We start from the raw sequence: 16,553 nt of genomic DNA on the forward strand, positions 1-16,553 counted from the left end.
TTAAGCCCGGCAAAAAGCACGGCGGCTCATGGTACAATCCAGGCCATGCAAAGCAGCCCCTTCTCTCACCTCAACGACCAACAGCGCCAGGCGGTCACCGCTGGTTTGGGACAAACACTCGTGCTGGCCGGGCCTGGCTCGGGCAAAACGCGCGTGCTGACCGAGCGAATCGCCTATCTGGTGCGCGATCTGGCGGTGCGGCCCTATCACATTTTGGCGGTCACCTTCACCAACAAGGCCGCGCGCGAGATGCAGTCGCGCGTGGAGCAGACCCTGGGCGACCCCTGCCGCGACCTGTGGCTGGGCACCTTTCACTCGGTGTGTGCGCGTATGCTGCGGCGCGAGGCGGCGGTGCTGCCTTTTGACTCCAATTTTGTGATCATGGACGCTGACGATCAGGATACGCTGGTCAAGCGGGTTTTGAAAGAATTAAATGTGAACGACAAGCTCTACCGCGCTTCGGGCGTTCACGCGGCCATCTCCAACGCCAAAAACAACCTGATGCAGCCCAAAGATTACCCGCGGCGCAATTACCGCGATGAGGTCATCGCGCGGGTGTACGAGCGTTACCAGCAGATGCTGCTGCAAAGCAACGCGCTGGATTTTGACGATTTGCTTTTGTGGACGGTGCGGCTTTTGCAGGAAAACCCCGACGTGGTGGAACGCTACGGGCGGCGCTTTGAGCATGTGTTGGTGGATGAGTTTCAGGATACCAACACGGCCCAGTACCTGCTGCTGAAGCTGGTGTCGTCTTACCACCAGAATCTGTTTGTGGTCGGCGACGAAGACCAATCCATTTACCGCTGGCGCGGGGCGGATTACCGCAACGTGCTGCGCTTTGAGCAGGATTTCCCTGAAGCCAAGAAGATTTTGCTGGAACAAAACTACCGCTCCACCCAGACCGTGCTGGACGCGGCCCGGGCGGTGATTGACCGCAACCCCCACCGCACTCCCAAGCACCTTTTTACCGACCGCGGGTCAGGGGAGCGGCTGGTGCTGTTTGAGGCTGCGGACGACCACTCGGAAGCCACTTATGTGGTGGACCTCATCGGTCAGAACATGGCCGGAGACCGCAAGGCGGGCAGCCGTTTCGCGGTGATGTACCGCACCAACGCCCAATCCCGTCTGCTGGAAGAGGCCTTCCTGCGCAGCGGTCTGCCTTACCGCCTGGTGGGGGCGCAGCGCTTCTACGGGCGGCGCGAGGTGAAGGACCTCATCTGTTTTCTGCGCCTGGTGGCCAACCCGGCGGACGAAGTCAGCCTGAACCGCACGATTAACCTGCCGCCGCGCGGCATTGGGGATAAAACCATCCAGAGCCTGCAGGCCGCGGCCCAACGCGCCCAGACCACCCCCGGCGCGGCCCTTTTGGAGCTGGCGGCCAAGGGGGAACGCTCGGCTGCCTTCACGGCCCTGGGCGGGCGCGGCGCAGCCATGCTGCTGGATTTTGCCCGCCTGCTGGCGGGGTGGATGGAGGCGGCCCGCCAGGAACCGCTGCCGGCCCTGTTTGACCGCATTGTCACCGAGACGCGCTACGAAGCCTATCTGCGCGACGGCACCGAAGAAGGCGAAGACCGCTGGAACAACGTGCAGGAACTTCGCAAGCTGGCCTATGAATATCAAGACCGTGGCCTGGGGCCGTTTTTGGAAAACCTGGCCCTCGTGTCGGATCAGGATACTTTGCCGGAGGACGTGACCGCACCCACCCTGCTGACCCTGCACGCCGCCAAGGGGCTGGAATTTGACAATGTGTTTATCATCGGGCTGGATGAAGGCCTGCTGCCGCACAGCCGTTCGCTGGACGACCCGGAAGAGATGGCCGAGGAACGCCGTCTGTTTTACGTGGGCATGACCCGCGCCCGCAACCGGCTGTATCTGGTGCGTTCGCGCCAACGTTCCAGCTACGGCAGCACCGAGTTCTCCGAACCTTCGCGCTTCTTGCAGGATATCCCATCAGCTTTGCTGGAAGAACGCGGCGCCCAGCGCCGCGCGCGCAGCACGCGCCCCTCGGAGGTGCAGGCCAGTTGGGCGCGCTGGGAAACGCCCGTGCCCGCCCCGCGCAGCCCGCAGATCATCCCCCCGCCGCCGCCCGCCCCCAAGGTGGTGCAGCAGCAGTACCGCCCGGGCATGCGCGTGCGCCATCCCATTTGGGGCGAGGGCCTGGTGGTGGAAAGCCGTGTGCTGGACGGCGAGGAAAATGTGGATGTGGCTTTTGAGAGCGTGGGCTTTAAGCGCTTGCTGGCTTCGTTGGCCCGCCTGGAGACGGTTTAGGGGCGGGGGGGTCAAGCGTTTGCTGAGCTTTCGGGTCTGGGCGAAGCGACGCCCCGCAGAAACAGAAGTACCCAGCCCGCGCTCAGGATGAGAACGACGCCGTTGAAGTAAAAGGGCATGCCCCGACCAACGGTGTCATACAATAGCCCACCCAGTAAGGGGCCGACGGCAAATCCTAGATTTTCAACGAAATCGTACAATCCATATCCCACCCCCCGGTGATCCTTGCCGGTCAGATCCGCCACCAGAGCGGTTTCGGCGGGTTCTGATACCCCCCACAGGACAGCGGACAGTGTGTAGAGCACTGCCAGCCAAATCACCGACGGCAAGGTAGGCATCAGCAGAGAAATCACCCCTGAACCTGCCAGCCCCACCGCCATCATGGGCGCTCGCCCAAAACGGTCGCTCAACGCGCCCAGCCGGGCCGAGAGAAAGGCCACCACCAAACCCGCCGGAAAAAACGCCCAGGCGATGGTCATCATATCCGCGCTGAATTTATCTTGCAGATAGATGAGGTAAATTGGACTTAACATGGCCTCGGGAATGCCTGTGATGAATACCATGAAGAGCAGCTTGAGCAAAGCGCCGGACAGGGCGGGTTTCTTTTGGCTGGTGCTTGAAGCTGCCTTCGTGTGGGGGACGGTTTTCCAGGCCAATCCCGCGCCGACCAGCGTCAGGATGGCATAGCCAATAAATGTAATTTTCCAGCCGACATCTTGCGGAAAAGCGAACATGGGTATGCTGGCGGCGAAAATTCCGATTAAACCACCGCGAGTGGTGGTCTCGTTGATTTTTCCAAGCGCCTGACCTAGTTCCGCGGGCTGAGTCAGATCAGCGACGATGGTGTTCACCGCCGCCCACAAAAAAGCCGAGCCCACGCCTTGAATCAGACGCGCCACATACAGCCAATTGAGCGATTCGGAAAATGCGAAAACCCCCATCGAAAGCGCATAAATGACCAGGGCAAGTACAAAAAATGCCTTGCGTCCATAATGGTCCAGCAGCCAACCGACCACTGGACGCAGGACCAATGTGGTGATCGTGAACACAGTGAAAAGCCCGCCGATCTCCACCGCGGAGGCCCCAAAGACTTTGCTGATGATGGGCAAGGAGAAATAGAGATAGGTGAAAGGGAAGGACCACAGAAAGAGCGGACGCTGCAAGCTCTTGAGGGAATGGGTTGAATCAGGCATGACGTTCATGGGCAGTTCACCTAGATCACATCGAGACGCACACAGCATACGTCATATTTCCCAGATAATTCATTACCTGCATCCCATTATAGTCCTCTCCCTACAAGCACTTGTAATTTTCTGGAATTTTTTGAACGCTTGATGTATACTGATTTCAGTTCATCACCCCCATTCTGGGCGGGGTTTCTTTACGTATCTACAGCCGCTGCCGCCCGGTTTGATCCGCACCGGTTTCACGAAGAGAGGGCCGCCATGAAAGCATCTGTATCGCAACAACAACTGGCACACGGATTGGGCATGGTTTCCCGCGCCGTTTCGCCGCGCAGCACACTGCCGGTTTTGGCCAACGTGCTGGTGGCCACCGACGAAGGACGCCTGCGTCTGTCTGCCACCAACCTGGAATTGGGTATTTCCTGCTGGATTGGCGCGCAGATTCACGAAGACGGGGCCGTCACCGTGCCCGCGCGCACCTTTGCAGATCTCATCAACGCCCTGCCCAACGACACGGTGCACCTGGACCTCAATACCAAAACTCAAACCCTGACGGTGCGCTGCGGCCAATCCATCACCGACATCAAAGGCATTGACGCCAACGAGTACCCGCCCATCCCCGTGCCGGATCTGCGCGAGGGCATCGAGCTGGGCGTGGGGGATGTCAAAGAAATGATCCAGCAGGTGGCCTTTGCCGCCTCAGCGGACGAGGCCCGGCCGGTGCTGCAAGGTGTTTCGCTGACGGTCAACGGCAGTGAATTGATAATGGCGGCCACCGACGGCTTCCGCATCTCGGTGCGCAAAACCCAGCTTTCCTCCGCTGTTCACCAGCCCATCGCGGCCATCATTCCGGCCCGCGCCCTGAACGAACTGGCGCGCGTGGCGGGTGACGGCGAGCAGACGGTGGTGATGGTGCTGCCGCCCGGGCGCGGACAGGTGCTCTTCCACATGAAGGACGTGGAACTGGTCTCGCAGCTCATTGACGGCAATTTCCCCGATTACCGCGCCATCATCCCGCGCAGCTTCAAGACCACCACGGTCATCTCCACCCCGGCCCTGCTGAAGGCCTGCAAACAGGCCGAGATCATCGCCCGCGAGGGCAACTACGTGATCCGGCTCAACATTCAGCCCGGCGCCGACGCCCCCGGCAAAATTGAGATTTCGGCCCAGTCCGAAGAGACCGGCTCCAGCGAGATCTCGGTGGAAGCCGCGGTGGACGGCCCCAATCTGCTGATCGCTTTCAACGTGCGCTATCTACGCGAGGTTCTGGACGTGGTTAAAAGCCCCAGCGTGGCGCTGGAGACCAACGCCAATAACACCCCGGCCATGATCCGGCCGGTGGGCGACCAGAACTTCCAGCACGTGATTATGCCCATGCACCTCGGATGAGTTTCCAGCCGTCCTCCAACGACCGGTTTCTCAATATCTACCTGACCCTGGTTCAATATCCCATTTTGAGCACGCGTATCCGCATGCGCATGCGCAGCGAGCTGTTCACCCGCGGGGTGATCAGCCTGCGCGAGTTTGAGGCCCGCGTGCGCGAGATGGCTATCGCTTCGCAGGAGCGCGAAGGCCTGATCAATCCGGTGGAAGAAGAGCCGGAGGATATGTGGAATCTGCGCCTGGACCGCACGCGCAAGCACCTCACCGACCTGATCTTCAGCCAACGCCTGACCTTTGCTGATTTTGAACAGATCGTCACCAGTGTGCTGAGCGAAAAAGGGCTGAGCGAGCAGGAAATCCTCTCGGCCATCAACCCCGAACTGGCCCCCATGGAACTGGTGTTTGAACAGGCCCTGGCCATGGAACACCTGCCCGCGGCGGAGCGTCAGCGCTACGAAGCCCGCCTGCACGAATCCAAGGTGGTGCTGATCCGTTCGTTGATCAGCGACAACCTGCGCTATATCAACATCGCCAAAGAGTGGTTCACCATCAGCGACCTGGCCAAGATCCGCCGCCGCAAAATCGGCGGGGGGCGCATCGGCGGCAAAGCGGCCGGCATGCTGCTGGCCCTGCGCGTGGTGGAAGATATGAGCGTCTGCCCCGATTTCTGCATTCGCTCGGCGGAGTCGTATTACATCGGTTCGGATGTGCTCTATTCGTTCATGTCCATCAACAACCTGGTGCATTGGAACGATCAGAAATATAAATCTGAAGCGGAAATGCGGGCAGAATTTCCGCAGATTGTGGAAGACTTTGAAAAAGGGGTCTTCCCGCCCGATATTGTGGAGCGGCTGCAAGGGCTGTTGGTGACGGTGGGGCAAAAGCCCATGATCGTGCGCTCTTCCAGCCTGTTGGAAGACAATTTCGGCACCTCCTTTGCGGGTAAATACGAAAGTATTTTCCTGCCCAATCAGCGCTCGATCAAAGAGAACCTGGGGGCCCTCACCCGCGCCGTGGCGCGCATCTACGCCTCCACCTTGAACCCCAACGCGCTGCTCTACCGCCGCAGCCGAGGTTTGCAGGATTACGACGAGCGCATGGCCATCCTCATTCAGGTGGTGCAGGGCGAGGCCTTCGGGCGGTATTACATGCCCCACGCGGCGGGGGTGGCCTTCAGCCGCAACCTCTACCGCTGGACCCCGCAGATCCGGCGCGAGGACGGCTTTGTGCGCCTGGTGTGGGGCATGGGCACGCGCGCCGTTGACCGCGTGGGCAACGACTACCCCCGCCTGGTAGCCCTCAGTCACCCGCTGCTGCGGCCGTCTACCTCGGCGGACGCCATCCGGCGTTATTCACAGCAGTATGTGGATTTGATTGACCTAGAGGAGAACGTCTTTAAGACCCTGCCGGCCAGCGAGGTGTTGGATGCGCACTACCCGCCCCTGCGCTATTTGGCGCAGGTGGATGAGGACGGCTATTTTATCTCTTTGCAGAGCACGTTATTGGAGGGCGGCACAAACCGCCTGGTACTGACCTTTGACGAACTGCTGCGCCGTACGCCCTTCGCTGAAAAAATGCGCGATATCCTCCACAACCTGGAGCGCAACTACCGCAGCCCGGTGGATTTGGAATTTACCCTGCACCTTTCCAATCTGGAGTCAGGCAGGCCCATGCTCAACCTGACCCTGCTGCAGTGCCGCCCGCAAAGCCACCTGGTGGAGACGGAAGAAGTGCCCGTTCCCGCGGATATCCCAGAGCAAAAAGTGGTGTTTGAGACGCGTTTTGTCGTGCCCCAGGGCTTCATCCGTCAGGTGGATTACGTCCTGTTTGTGCGCCCGGAGGGCTACTACGCGCTGCCCAGCATGAACGACCGCGCCAAGCTGGCCCGCGCCATCGGCACGCTGAACGCCGCCCTGGAGGGCCAAAAATTCATCTGCGTGGGGCCGGGGCGCTGGGGATCTTCCAATTCCGATTTGGGCGTGCCCATTGACTATGGGGACATTTACCACGCCAAAGCGCTGGTGGAGCTTTCGGGCAAGGGGGTGGGACCAGAACCGGAGCCTTCGCTGGGCACGCATTTCTTCCAGGACCTGATGGAAGCTCAAATTTACCCCCTGGCGGTGCTGTTAGACAGCCCCACCACGCTGTTTAACCGTGAATTCTTCTATCATCAGCCCAACCACGTGGATGATTTTGTCCCGCTGGATCCGCTGCTGGCCGACACGCTGCACCTGATCCGCGTGAGCGATTTCGCCCCTGGGCACACCCTGCAGGTGGTGATGGACGACGACCAAAACCAGGCGATGGCCTTTGTGGTTGCGCAGAACAGCCTGAAATAACCCCCCTGTTTCTATTTCCCTTTGGTTTCCCCCGGCGCGGGCGTTTTCCGGCGCGGGTCCAACGCGTCCCAACGTAAAATCAGGTCGCGCAGCGGCTGTGAATCGGGTGAAGGCATGCCCCGATGCGGCGGCTCGGCGGTCAATTCGGCGCGCAGGGCGGTGATCTGCGCCAGAGCCTGCGCACCGCTCAGGCCGCGGCGCACCCAAAAACAGCCCACCACTGCGCCGGTGCGGCCGATCCCCGCACGGCAGTGCACATACACACCCTGGCCCTCTTCCAGGGCGCTGTCGATTTGATCCAGGATCGCGATCATGCGGGCGGGTTCAATGACCGGGGCGGTTTCGAGGGGGAAGGCATGGTAATGCGCCGTCACGCCCAGCCAATTGGCCTGCTCGTGCAGCAAACGCTGGTAATCGGGGGCTTCGCCGGGCTGAGCCAGGTTGATAAAGCAGCGCAGCCCGCGGTCCAGCAGACGGCTGAGCAGAGTGCGGGTGGCCTCATCAGAATAGGGCACGGCGGGGTAGGCCCCGGCCATGAACTGCCCGGGCAGCACCCAATAGGCGTTGGGGATGGGCGGCGGCAGGCTCATTCGTATACCCGTGTAATTTCATCCCGTTCGGGCCGCGGCAGGGGGACTTCGCCGTCGGGCAGCCTTTGCCAGACGGCAAACGGCCCTTCGCTCACCTCGCCGATCTCGGCGCAAAGGATCCCTTCGGCTTGCAGGGCAGCGCAGATGGCCGGGGCGCCGCTGGGGGGCGCGGTGAAGAGCAGCGCGCCCGAGGCGATGGCCGCCAGCGGGTTCAAGCCAAAGACTTCACACACCCGGCGCGAAAGCCGCGGCACCGGCACAGCCGCCGGATCCATCTTGAAACATTTGCCGCTGGCCTCGGCCATCTCCCATAATGCTGACGCCAACCCGCCTTCGGTGGGGTCGTGCATGGCGGTGACGCGCCCGGCCTGGACGGCGATCTGCGCATCGCGGGCTACGCTGATGCCGGGGGTGTACAGGAACGCCGCGGCTTCTTCCAGCTCGGCGGGGGTCAAAACCGCAGCCAGCTGTTCGGGGAATTCGCGGCTGAGGATGGCGGTGGCTTCCACCGGCACGCCCTTGGTCAAGAGGATGCGGTCCCCGACCTGCGCGCCGCGCGGGGTGATCAGCCCTTCGCGGGCCACCTCGCCGATCAGCGTGCCGATCAGCAGCGGCCGGTCTAACCCGTGGGTGATTTCGGTGTGCCCGCCCACCACGGTGACGCCCAGTTGGGCGCAGGCTGCATTGATCTGGTCTAAAATCTCTTCCACCAGGCGCGGGGTGGTTTGGCCCTGCGGCAGCAGCAGGGCGGTCATGTACCAGCGCGGCACGGCGCCGGTGGTGGCGATGTCATTGGCGCTCACCTGCACCCCGTACCAGCCGATTTCACCGCTCACAAAGGTGATCGGTTCCGTTTTCAGCACCAACAGTTGGGGCGCGCCGGTGTCAATCACGGCGCAGTCCAGGCCCACGCCCGGGCCGAGCAGCACGCGCGGGTCGCTGCTGGGAATTTGGGCCACCAACTGGGCCAGCAGTTCCGGCGGCAGTTTGCCCAGGGGCAGAATCGCATCTGACATGGGGGTCAATATCCTCTCCAAAGCGTTGTGCAGTGTATCACAGCCCCTTATTGTACCCAGGTTTGGCGGATTCTGCGCGCGCTAAAGCGGGCCGCGGCAGGGGCCTCAATCCACGCACAGGCTGTCGTATTCCGGGTTTTGGAAGAGGGGCTGGGGTTCCAGGCGCATCACCTCGCCGCCGCGGCTCACCTCAACCGGCACGGCGAAGGTGGTGTGCGGGCCGCAGCCGCACAGGTCGTCGTTGAACAGCAGCACGCGGTAGCCCTCGTTGGTGATTTCCACATGGGTTTCTTCCAACGTACGGGTCTGGTAGCGGAAGCTGGGATCTATGGAAAGGTCGTAGAGGGCCGAAAGCCCCTGGCTAGCCAGGGCGTAGCTGAGAGCCTCTTCGGGGGTCTCGATGGGGGCGGCCAGGGCGCGCAGTTCTTCCAAATTGTGCACCAATCGCAGGCTGCCGGCTTCGGCCACCACATAGCGAATGTAGCCGGGGTAGGCGCAGCCGGTGTTGTAGATATATTCGCCTTCCGGCAGAGCATCGTGCCCGCGCACAATGCAGGCGGCCAGCGGGGCCGGGTCCAGGCCGCCCAGGAGGGGCGAGACGCTTTGCAGCACCTCGCAGCCCCACTCGTCTTTTGGGCCGCCCTCCGGGCAGGTCCACCACGGCGCTGACAGGGTGCAGCCCGCCTGCTCCAGGGGTGAGGTGTCCACGCTCAAGGCGGGCGGGTCGTATTCCACCAGGGTGGGGCGCTGCACCAGGTTGCGGATGCGCTGCGCCAGGGCCGGGACAACGGCGCAGGCGGTGATCCCCGCGGCAGCTAGCAGTACAGCGGTGATGCGCAGGGCGTTGGCGTAGCAGCGAATGGATGGTTTCATGGCTTATTCCTCCCCAAACCTTTCCCAAACCTCCCCGGCCAACGCCAGGGCTGATTCCCTGCCCCTCTTTGATTATAGAGACTTTTGCGCCGGATTTAAAGGCTGAACCTCCACCGGCAAAGAAAAGCCAGGCAAAAGCGGCTTGGCTTCTGCCTGGCGAGCGGGTTGGGGGGAGGGGGGTTAGAGGACGGGGAAGTGAAAATCCATCAGGTCGCTGTACAGCGGGTGCAGATCGGGTTTGCCGGTGTAGCGCAGGATGGCGGCATGGCTGGGGAGGGGAGCCGCGCCGGACTGCACATTGACCGATTGGCCGCTGAGCAGGTCGGTGTAGCTGCCGTCCGGAATGGGCAGAGCGATGGCGCCGGTGGCGGCGCGTACGTTGAAGATGCCCAGCAGGCCGCCCTCACGCCCCTTTTGCCAGGAGGCCACGATGGCCGGGTCGGCGGCCAGCAGCAGGAATTTGCCTTCCTGCAGAATGGGGTCTTTCTTCAGGTGGGCCAGCTTGGTCAGGAAGGGCTGCAGGGCGTAGTTCTTCCACTCCACTTTGTCAATCTCAAAGAGGGATGGGGTGTGGACGGCTTCGGATTCCTGCCCGCCGTAGATGAGGAAAGCTCCGCGGTTGAAGGCCTCAAAAGCCGTCCAGGCCAGGGCCTGGGTGCGGTCCGAAGCCAGGGTCATGATGCGCGCCTGGTCGTGATTTTCCACACAGCGCATTTTCACAAAGTTTTCGGGGTAGATGGCATCCTGGAAGCGCAAAATTTCCAGATAGCGCCCCACGGGCAGTTTGCCGTGCACCACCGCCTGGAAGAGCGGCCAGATGTCGTAATCGTAGGTCAGGTCGAAGGCCTGGTAAATTTCGCTGTCGGAATAGGCGCTCAGGTTGGCGTGGCGGCGGCCGGCTACAAAGCTGGCGTGTACCGATTCAGCCAGCCAGATGACATTCGGCTTGACGGCGGCCACTTCGGCGCGGGCCTGCACCCAAAAATCCACCGGCACCAGCGAGGCCACGTCGCAGCGGAAGCCGTCCACGCCCATTTCGGCCCACATTTTCAAAGAATCAATCAGATAGCGGGTCAGTTCGGGGTTGGGGTGCTTCAGGTCAATCACATCCGACCATTCCGGCACGGTGGTCACCGGCTTGCCCTGCTCATCCTGATGGAAGAATTCGGGGTGTTCCTGCACCAGCACAGAATCATGAGCGGTGTGGTTGTAGACCACATCAATCATCACCTGCATGCCCAAGCGGTGAGCCTTTTCGATCAGGCGGGCAAAATCCGCTTTGGTTCCGTATTCCGGGTTCACCTCGCGGTAGTCGCGGATGGAATAGGGGCAGCCCAGGCGGCCTTTTTTATTCAGCTGGCCGATGGGGTGGATGGGCATGAACCAGACGATATCCACGCCCATAGATTGAAGGCGCTCCAGGTCGGCTTCGACATCCGCAAAGGTTCCGTTGGGGCCGTGGTTGCGCACATAGACTTCATAGATCACCAAATTGCGATAATGGAGGGGGGTATCCTTCGCCATAAAATCCTCTGTTTAACCTGCCTGTTTAATCTCTGCCACCTGCCCGCCGGTCATGGGCTGCAGGCTGGCGGCGGAGAGCTGAAAGACCGCGTGGGGGGTTCCCGCGGCGGCCCAAATATGATCGTATTGCAGCAAATCGGCGTCAATCACGGTGCGCAGGATCTGAATGTGCCCCAGGGGCGGCACGCCGCCGATGGCAAAACCGGTTTGCGCGCGCACGAAATCGCCGTCGGCTTTTTCCACCGCTTCGCCCAACACCTGGGCCAGGCGCGCCTCGCTGACGCGGTTCGAGCCGCTGACCAGGGCCAGAACGGCCTGGCCGCTGCTTTTGCCGCGAAAGATGAGCGATTTGACAATTTGCCCCAGGGTGCAGCCGCAGGCATCCGCGGCTTCCTGCGCGGTGCGCGTGGAGGCGGGCAGCTCCACCACGGAGCAGTCGAAGCCCTGGGCATGCAGGCTGTTCTGCACTTTTTGGGCGCTGGGGGAGAGGGATTCGTTCATGGGCCTTCCTGTGGAGATAAAACCAGGGTTTGGGGTATTGTACCAAATTTTGATGGGGGGCTGTGATAGAATTTGAGCATGGCATGGGACGTGATGGGCCACGATTGGGCGGTAAACCTGCTGCGCCAGCACCTTTCCCGCGGGGAGGTGCGGCACGCCTATTTGCTGTGCGGCGCGCCGGGGGTGGGGCGGCGCACGCTGGCGCTGCGTTTTGCCCAGGCCCTCTTCTGCCCGCAGCCCACAGCACCGGGGGAGCCTTGCGGCGTGTGCCGCGCCTGCCAGCAGACCCTGAACATGCAATTCCCCGATTTGCACCTGCTCTCCGCCGAAACGGTGGGCGGGTCGCTGCGGGTGGATACCATCCGCGAATTGCAGCGCTCGCTGTCCCTGGCCCCTTTTCAAGCCCCGTGCCGCGTGGCTTTGCTGCTGCGTTTTGAAGAAGCCACCGAAAGCACCCAAAACGCGCTGCTCAAGACTCTGGAAGAAGCCCCCGAACGGGCCATTTTGATCCTGACCGCCGTATCCCCTGAAAGCCTGCTGCCCACCATCACCTCACGCTGCGAGATCCTGCGCCTGCGCCCGATGGGGGTAGAAGCCCTGGGGGCCGCCCTGCACCAGCAGCGCGGTCTGCCCGCCGAGGAAGCCCGCCGCCTGGCGCACCTGTCATCGGGGCGGGTGGGGGTGGCCTTGCAGATGCATGCCCAGCCGGAGCTGGTGGAAAAACGCCGCGCCTATCTGGATGACCTGCGCATGCTGTTGGGCGCGCCGCACCGCGACCGTTTTACCTATGCCAAAAAGGCCGCCGAGTACAGCCGCCCCGATCAGCGCTCTGGGATGGTGGAGGAACTGCGCCGCCGCCTGGAGGTGTGGCAGTCGCTCTGGCGGGATGTGATGCTGCTGCAAAGCGGGGTGGAGCTGCCTTTGGTCAATCTGGACGATCGCGGCGCCGTGGAGCGCCTGGCGCAGCAGTGCCCGGCCGCCGAGGTGGCGGCGCGGGTGCGCGAGCTGGAAGAAGCTCAGGACGCGCTGGACGCCAACGCCAACCCGCGCCTGTTGTTTGAAAACCTGGCGTTGAACTGGCCGCGAGTGGTCTTGGATTGAGGATCGTCAGGCGAGGGGGTTAGAAGAGCCACTGCAGCAGATACAGCACTGCCATACCCGCTGCGATGGTCAAAAGGATATTGCGCGTGCGCCAGGCCACCCACATGGCAGCCAGCCCGGCCCACAGGCGCAGGTTTTCGGCGCCAATTTGCAGGCTGCCCTGGGGCATGAGCATTTCGGGCAGGATGATGGCGCTGAGCACGGCGGGGGGCACATAGCGCAGGGCGCGCTGCAAAAGTTCCGGCGGCTGCCAGCGGCCCTGCAAGGCGATGAAAGATAGGCGGATCAAAAAGGTCAGCGCCCCGCCGAGAATGAGAATCCACCACAGATTTCCGTTCACCGCCGTTCGTTCCATAACCCCACCAGAATGCCCACCAGGGCGGCCAGCAATAAGCCCAGCTTGTAGGGAAGCCCGTGTGCCAGCACAGCGGTGACCCCGGCGCTGAGGGCTGCCAGGGTCGAGGGGCGGTCGCGCAGGTTGGGGATCACCAGGGCGATGAAGGTGAGGGCCAGGGTGAAATCCAGCGACCAGGCGGCCGGGATCTGCGCCCCCAGGAAGATGCCCACCGCGGTGCTGAGCTGCCAATCCGTCCACAGGGCCAGCCCGGCCCCCAGCAAAAACCACGGGCTGCCGGGGATCACCCCCTTTTTTTGATACAACGTAATCGCCACCGCGTAGGCCTCATCCGTCAGCAGATAGGCCAAAACGACTTTCCAGGCGCGCGACAGGCCGTGCAGGTAGGGGGCGATGGAGGCGGAATACAGGGCGTGGCGCAGGTTGATGACCAGGATGGAGAGGATGATCACCACGACCGGCGTGGCAGTACTGATCAGTTGCACCGCCATGAACTGCGAGGAGCCGGCGAAGACGATGGACGACATGGCCTGGGCGGCAGCCGCGGGCAGACCGGCTTTGACGGCCAGCACGCCGTAGATCATGCCGAAAGGCGTGACCCCCAGCAAAATGGGCAGCTCGGCGCGCACCCCCGCCCAAAAATCCGCGCGGGCGGCGGGGGAAGAGGAGCTAGCGGCGGTCATGCGGAGCGTCCGTGGGTGGGCTGAGCAGGCACAGCGGTCTCCTGGGGAGGGTCACAGCGCGGCCGTCAGACGATGGCGGCGCGCAGGCGGCGGGCAAGTTCACCGAAGGGTGCAGTATACCGCATTTCCTCATCCCGCGGACGGGGCAAATTCACGGTCAGATCCAGGGCCAGCCGCCCCGGGCGGGCGGTGAGCACCAGCACCCGGTCGGAGAGCAGTAGGGCCTCAGAGATGGAATGGGTGACCATCAGCACCGTTTTTTGGCGGGCCTGCCACAGGCGCAGCAGCTCGCCGCCCATGCGTTCGCGGGTCAGCGCGTCCAGCGCGCCAAAAGGCTCGTCCAGCAGCAGCAGATCAGGGTCCTGCACCAGGGCGCGCGCCAGAGCCACGCGCTGGGCCATGCCGCCCGAAAGGTCGCGCGGCCAGGTGTCTTCAAAGCCCTGCAGGCCGATCAATTCCACCATCTCGGCGGCCTGTTGGCGGGCGGCCTCCAGGGGTACGCCTTGCAGCTCCAGCGGCAGGGTGATGTTTTCCACCACGGTGCGCCAGGGCATCAGGTTGGCCTGCTGAAAAACCACCCCCACGCGCGGGGGGCGGCCTTCGCCGCGCAGCGGGGCAAAATGCACGCTGCCGCTGGTGGGGCGCAGCAGCCCCGCCAGGACGCGCACCAGGGTGGATTTGCCGCTGCCCGAAGGCCCCAGCACGCACACAAATTCCTGCTCGCGCAGCTCAAAGGTCAAATCTTCCACGGCGCGCAGCCCTTCGCGTTCACCGGGGAAGGTCAGGCTGAGGTGGTTGACCTTGAGCACGGCGCAGTCGCGCGGGCTGCCCGCGGGCGGGGCTTCGTCACAGCAGACGGGCAAATCCAGGGCGGCTTTCACGCTTACGGCTCCGGCAGGTAATCGTTGCTGAAGGCGGCCTGCCAATCCAGCGCTTTTTGCAGCAGCCCCATGCGCACCAGCAGGTCGTGCATGTTCTCCCAGGCCTGCGGGTCCGAATCGCCCAGGCGCTCATCCCCCCACAGCTCAATGGAGGCTTTCAGCACCTGGCGCTGCACGGCATCCTCGGCCTTGAGATTTTCGACATACTTCATGCTGATCTGATAGGCCTCATCGGGGTTGGCGCGCGTATCCGCCAGGCCGCGCAGGGTGGCCGCCACCATGCGCCGCACCAGGTCGGGGTTCTCGCGCAGGGTGGTTTCGTTGGTGATCAGACCGTTGCCTACCATGGGCAGATAATCCGAGACATGCAGGGTGTTCACGACGATCCCTTTGGCCTGCAGCTGCACCGGCTCGTTGGCCACATACACCACCACGGCTTGTTCCTGATCCACGCTCAGGGCTTCCACCTGGTTGTAGCCGATGGTATCCAGGGTGATGTCGCTCTCTTTCAGCCCGCCCGCTTCCAACAAGGCGCGCAGGCCGATGTAGCTGGCCCCATACAGCACGGGGGTGCCGATGCGCTTGCCTTTCAGATCGGCGGGCTGGAGGATGCCGGAGTCGGCTTTGGCGCTGACCCCCACGGGGAAGTTCTGGTACCAGTTCATCACGTATACCAGGGGCAGCCCCTGGGCGCGAGCCAGCAGCACCTGTTCGCCGGAAACCACGGCAAAAGGCAGCTGGTTGGCGCCGGTCAGGGCCACCGCATCGGTTTCAAAGGAATAATCCAGGCTCAGATCAATGCCAGCCTCGCGGTAGTAGCCTTTCTCTATGGCCACATATAGGGGGGCGAACTGCACATTGGGGATGTAGCCGACCGGCAGACGCACGGCCGTCAAGGGGCCGGCGGCGGGCGCGGGGGGCGCAGCGCAGGCGGCCAGGCTGAAGATGAGGGCAGTAATCAGCAGAAAACGCACAAGACGAGACACGATGAACCTCCAAAATGCAGGAAAATCTAGCGCGGTGCTTCGGGGCGGGGCGCATGTTGGTAGCGCAGCAGGCGCAGCTCCAACAAGATCACCAGGCCGTAGAGCGCCAGGGCCAGCACAATCAGGGTGAAGATAGCGGCGAACACCAGGGCGGTGTCGTATTGCCCGCGGGCGACGTTGATCAGAAAGCCCAGCCCGCGGTCCGAGCCGACGAACTCGCCCACCACCGCGCCGATGACCGACAGGGTGGCGCCGATGCGCAGCCCGCCCAAAAACACGGGCAGAGCCGCGGGGATTTCCAGATGGCGCAGGGTTTGCAGGCGGGTGGCGCGCATGGCGCGCATCAGATCGCGCAGGTTATCCGGCACGGCGCGCAGACCCACCACGGTGTTCACCAGCACGGGGAAGAAGACGATCAGGGCGCAGATGAGCACTTTGGAGAACATGCCGGGACCAAACCAGATGACCAGCAGGGGGGCCACAGCCACGATGGGAATGGCCTGCGAGGCCACCAGATAAGGCGAAAGCAGCCGTTCCAAGGTGTGCGAACGCGCCAGGCCGTAGCCCAGCAGGGTGGCCAACAGGCTGCCCGCCAGCAGACCGGCGATGACTTCGCTGAGGGTGTAAAAGGTGTGGCGCAGCAGGCTGCCGTCCGTCAGCGCCGCCCAAAAACGCGCGGCCACCTGGACGGGGGAGGGCAGAATGAAGGCGGGTAGTTTGGCCAGAGTCACCAGAATCTGCCAGGCCGCCAGCGCCGCCAAAAGCGACACCAGCAGCAGCCAATGGCCGTGACGGCGCAGCAGGCGTACGGCGTTGAGGGTGAGGGGTTCAAGGGCAGCTGGTTTCATGTACAGGCATCCATCCCGCCG

At 62.8% G+C, this 16,553-nt stretch carries 15 protein-coding genes; 4 read left to right on the forward strand and 11 right to left on the reverse strand.

Annotated elements, in window-relative coordinates:
- Positions 1-45 precede the first annotated feature (45 nt).
- Entirely contained in the window at positions 46-2,268 is a 2,223-nt protein-coding gene (locus tag ADN01_RS04705; protein WP_062419984.1) for an ATP-dependent helicase, read from the forward strand.
- Between the two features lie 11 nt (positions 2,269-2,279).
- Here the strand turns inward: ADN01_RS04705 and ADN01_RS04710 are convergent, their stop codons facing one another.
- Entirely contained in the window at positions 2,280-3,470 is a 1,191-nt protein-coding gene (locus ADN01_RS04710; RefSeq protein ID WP_062419960.1) for an MFS transporter, read from the reverse strand.
- A 243-nt stretch (positions 3,471-3,713) separates the two neighbouring features.
- Between ADN01_RS04710 and dnaN the strand changes: the two genes are divergently transcribed.
- Both dnaN and ADN01_RS04720 read left to right on the forward strand, forming a co-directional pair.
- Positions 3,714-4,841, forward strand: coding sequence for a DNA polymerase III subunit beta (gene dnaN / locus ADN01_RS04715; protein ID WP_062419959.1), 1,128 nt, complete (start codon positions 3,714-3,716; stop codon positions 4,839-4,841).
- Positions 4,838-7,174, forward strand: a complete 2,337-nt coding sequence (locus tag ADN01_RS04720; RefSeq protein WP_062419958.1) for a PEP/pyruvate-binding domain-containing protein — start codon at positions 4,838-4,840, stop codon at positions 7,172-7,174. Before dnaN ends, ADN01_RS04720 begins: the two co-directional genes overlap by 4 nt.
- Before the next feature lie 11 nt (positions 7,175-7,185).
- On the opposite strand, the gene ADN01_RS04725 is transcribed toward ADN01_RS04720, so the two are convergent.
- The 5 genes from ADN01_RS04725 to ADN01_RS04745 all read right to left on the reverse strand — a co-directional run bounded on the left by ADN01_RS04725 (position 7,186) and on the right by ADN01_RS04745 (position 11,678).
- The gene (locus tag ADN01_RS04725; protein WP_062419957.1) at positions 7,186-7,764 is read right to left on the reverse strand and encodes a protein-tyrosine phosphatase family protein; all 579 of its coding nucleotides are present in this window, start codon (positions 7,762-7,764) and stop codon (positions 7,186-7,188) included.
- A complete protein-coding gene (locus ADN01_RS04730) occupies positions 7,761-8,780 on the reverse strand; it encodes an AIR synthase family protein (RefSeq protein ID WP_062419956.1) in 1,020 nt (339 codons plus the stop codon). Before ADN01_RS04730 ends, ADN01_RS04725 begins: the two co-directional genes overlap by 4 nt.
- 105 nt (positions 8,781-8,885) lie before the next feature.
- The gene (locus ADN01_RS04735) at positions 8,886-9,653 is read right to left on the reverse strand and encodes a hypothetical protein (protein ID WP_062419955.1); all 768 of its coding nucleotides are present in this window, start codon (positions 9,651-9,653) and stop codon (positions 8,886-8,888) included.
- Positions 9,654-9,833: 180 nt separating this feature from the next.
- Positions 9,834-11,177 carry an alpha-amylase family glycosyl hydrolase gene (locus ADN01_RS04740; RefSeq protein WP_075070965.1) on the reverse strand — a complete coding sequence of 448 codons (1,344 nt, stop codon included), beginning with the start codon at positions 11,175-11,177 and terminating at the stop codon, positions 9,834-9,836.
- A 12-nt stretch (positions 11,178-11,189) separates the two neighbouring features.
- Positions 11,190-11,678, reverse strand: a complete 489-nt coding sequence (locus tag ADN01_RS04745) for a YbaK/EbsC family protein (protein WP_062419954.1) — start codon at positions 11,676-11,678, stop codon at positions 11,190-11,192.
- Between the two features lie 78 nt (positions 11,679-11,756).
- On the opposite strand from ADN01_RS04745, the gene ADN01_RS04750 reads away from it, so the two are divergent.
- Complete coding sequence (locus ADN01_RS04750; protein ID WP_082142995.1) at positions 11,757-12,779, forward strand: DNA polymerase III subunit; 1,023 nt, start codon at positions 11,757-11,759, stop codon at positions 12,777-12,779.
- 19 nt (positions 12,780-12,798) lie between these two features.
- On the opposite strand, the gene ADN01_RS04755 is transcribed toward ADN01_RS04750, so the two are convergent.
- The 5 genes from ADN01_RS04755 to ADN01_RS04775 all read right to left on the reverse strand — a co-directional run bounded on the left by ADN01_RS04755 (position 12,799) and on the right by ADN01_RS04775 (position 16,532).
- Positions 12,799-13,134 (reverse strand): AzlD domain-containing protein, encoded by a 336-nt coding sequence (locus ADN01_RS04755; RefSeq protein ID WP_062419952.1) that lies wholly within the window; start codon positions 13,132-13,134, stop codon positions 12,799-12,801.
- Positions 13,116-13,817: an AzlC family ABC transporter permease gene (locus ADN01_RS04760; protein ID WP_062419951.1), complete on the reverse strand. Its 702-nt coding sequence runs from the start codon at positions 13,815-13,817 to the stop codon at positions 13,116-13,118. Before ADN01_RS04760 ends, ADN01_RS04755 begins: the two co-directional genes overlap by 19 nt.
- Before the next feature lie 65 nt (positions 13,818-13,882).
- Entirely contained in the window at positions 13,883-14,698 is an 816-nt protein-coding gene (locus ADN01_RS04765; protein WP_236690967.1) for an ABC transporter ATP-binding protein, read from the reverse strand.
- A 2-nt stretch (positions 14,699-14,700) separates the two neighbouring features.
- Positions 14,701-15,684, reverse strand: coding sequence for an ABC transporter substrate-binding protein (locus ADN01_RS04770; protein WP_075070966.1), 984 nt, complete (start codon positions 15,682-15,684; stop codon positions 14,701-14,703).
- 26 nt (positions 15,685-15,710) lie between these two features.
- Positions 15,711-16,532 (reverse strand): ABC transporter permease, encoded by an 822-nt coding sequence (locus ADN01_RS04775; RefSeq protein WP_062419949.1) that lies wholly within the window; start codon positions 16,530-16,532, stop codon positions 15,711-15,713.
- Positions 16,533-16,553 lie beyond the last annotated feature (21 nt).

It is taken from the genome of Levilinea saccharolytica, assembly GCF_001306035.1.
Classification (GTDB): domain Bacteria; phylum Chloroflexota; class Anaerolineae; order Anaerolineales; family Anaerolineaceae; genus Levilinea; species Levilinea saccharolytica.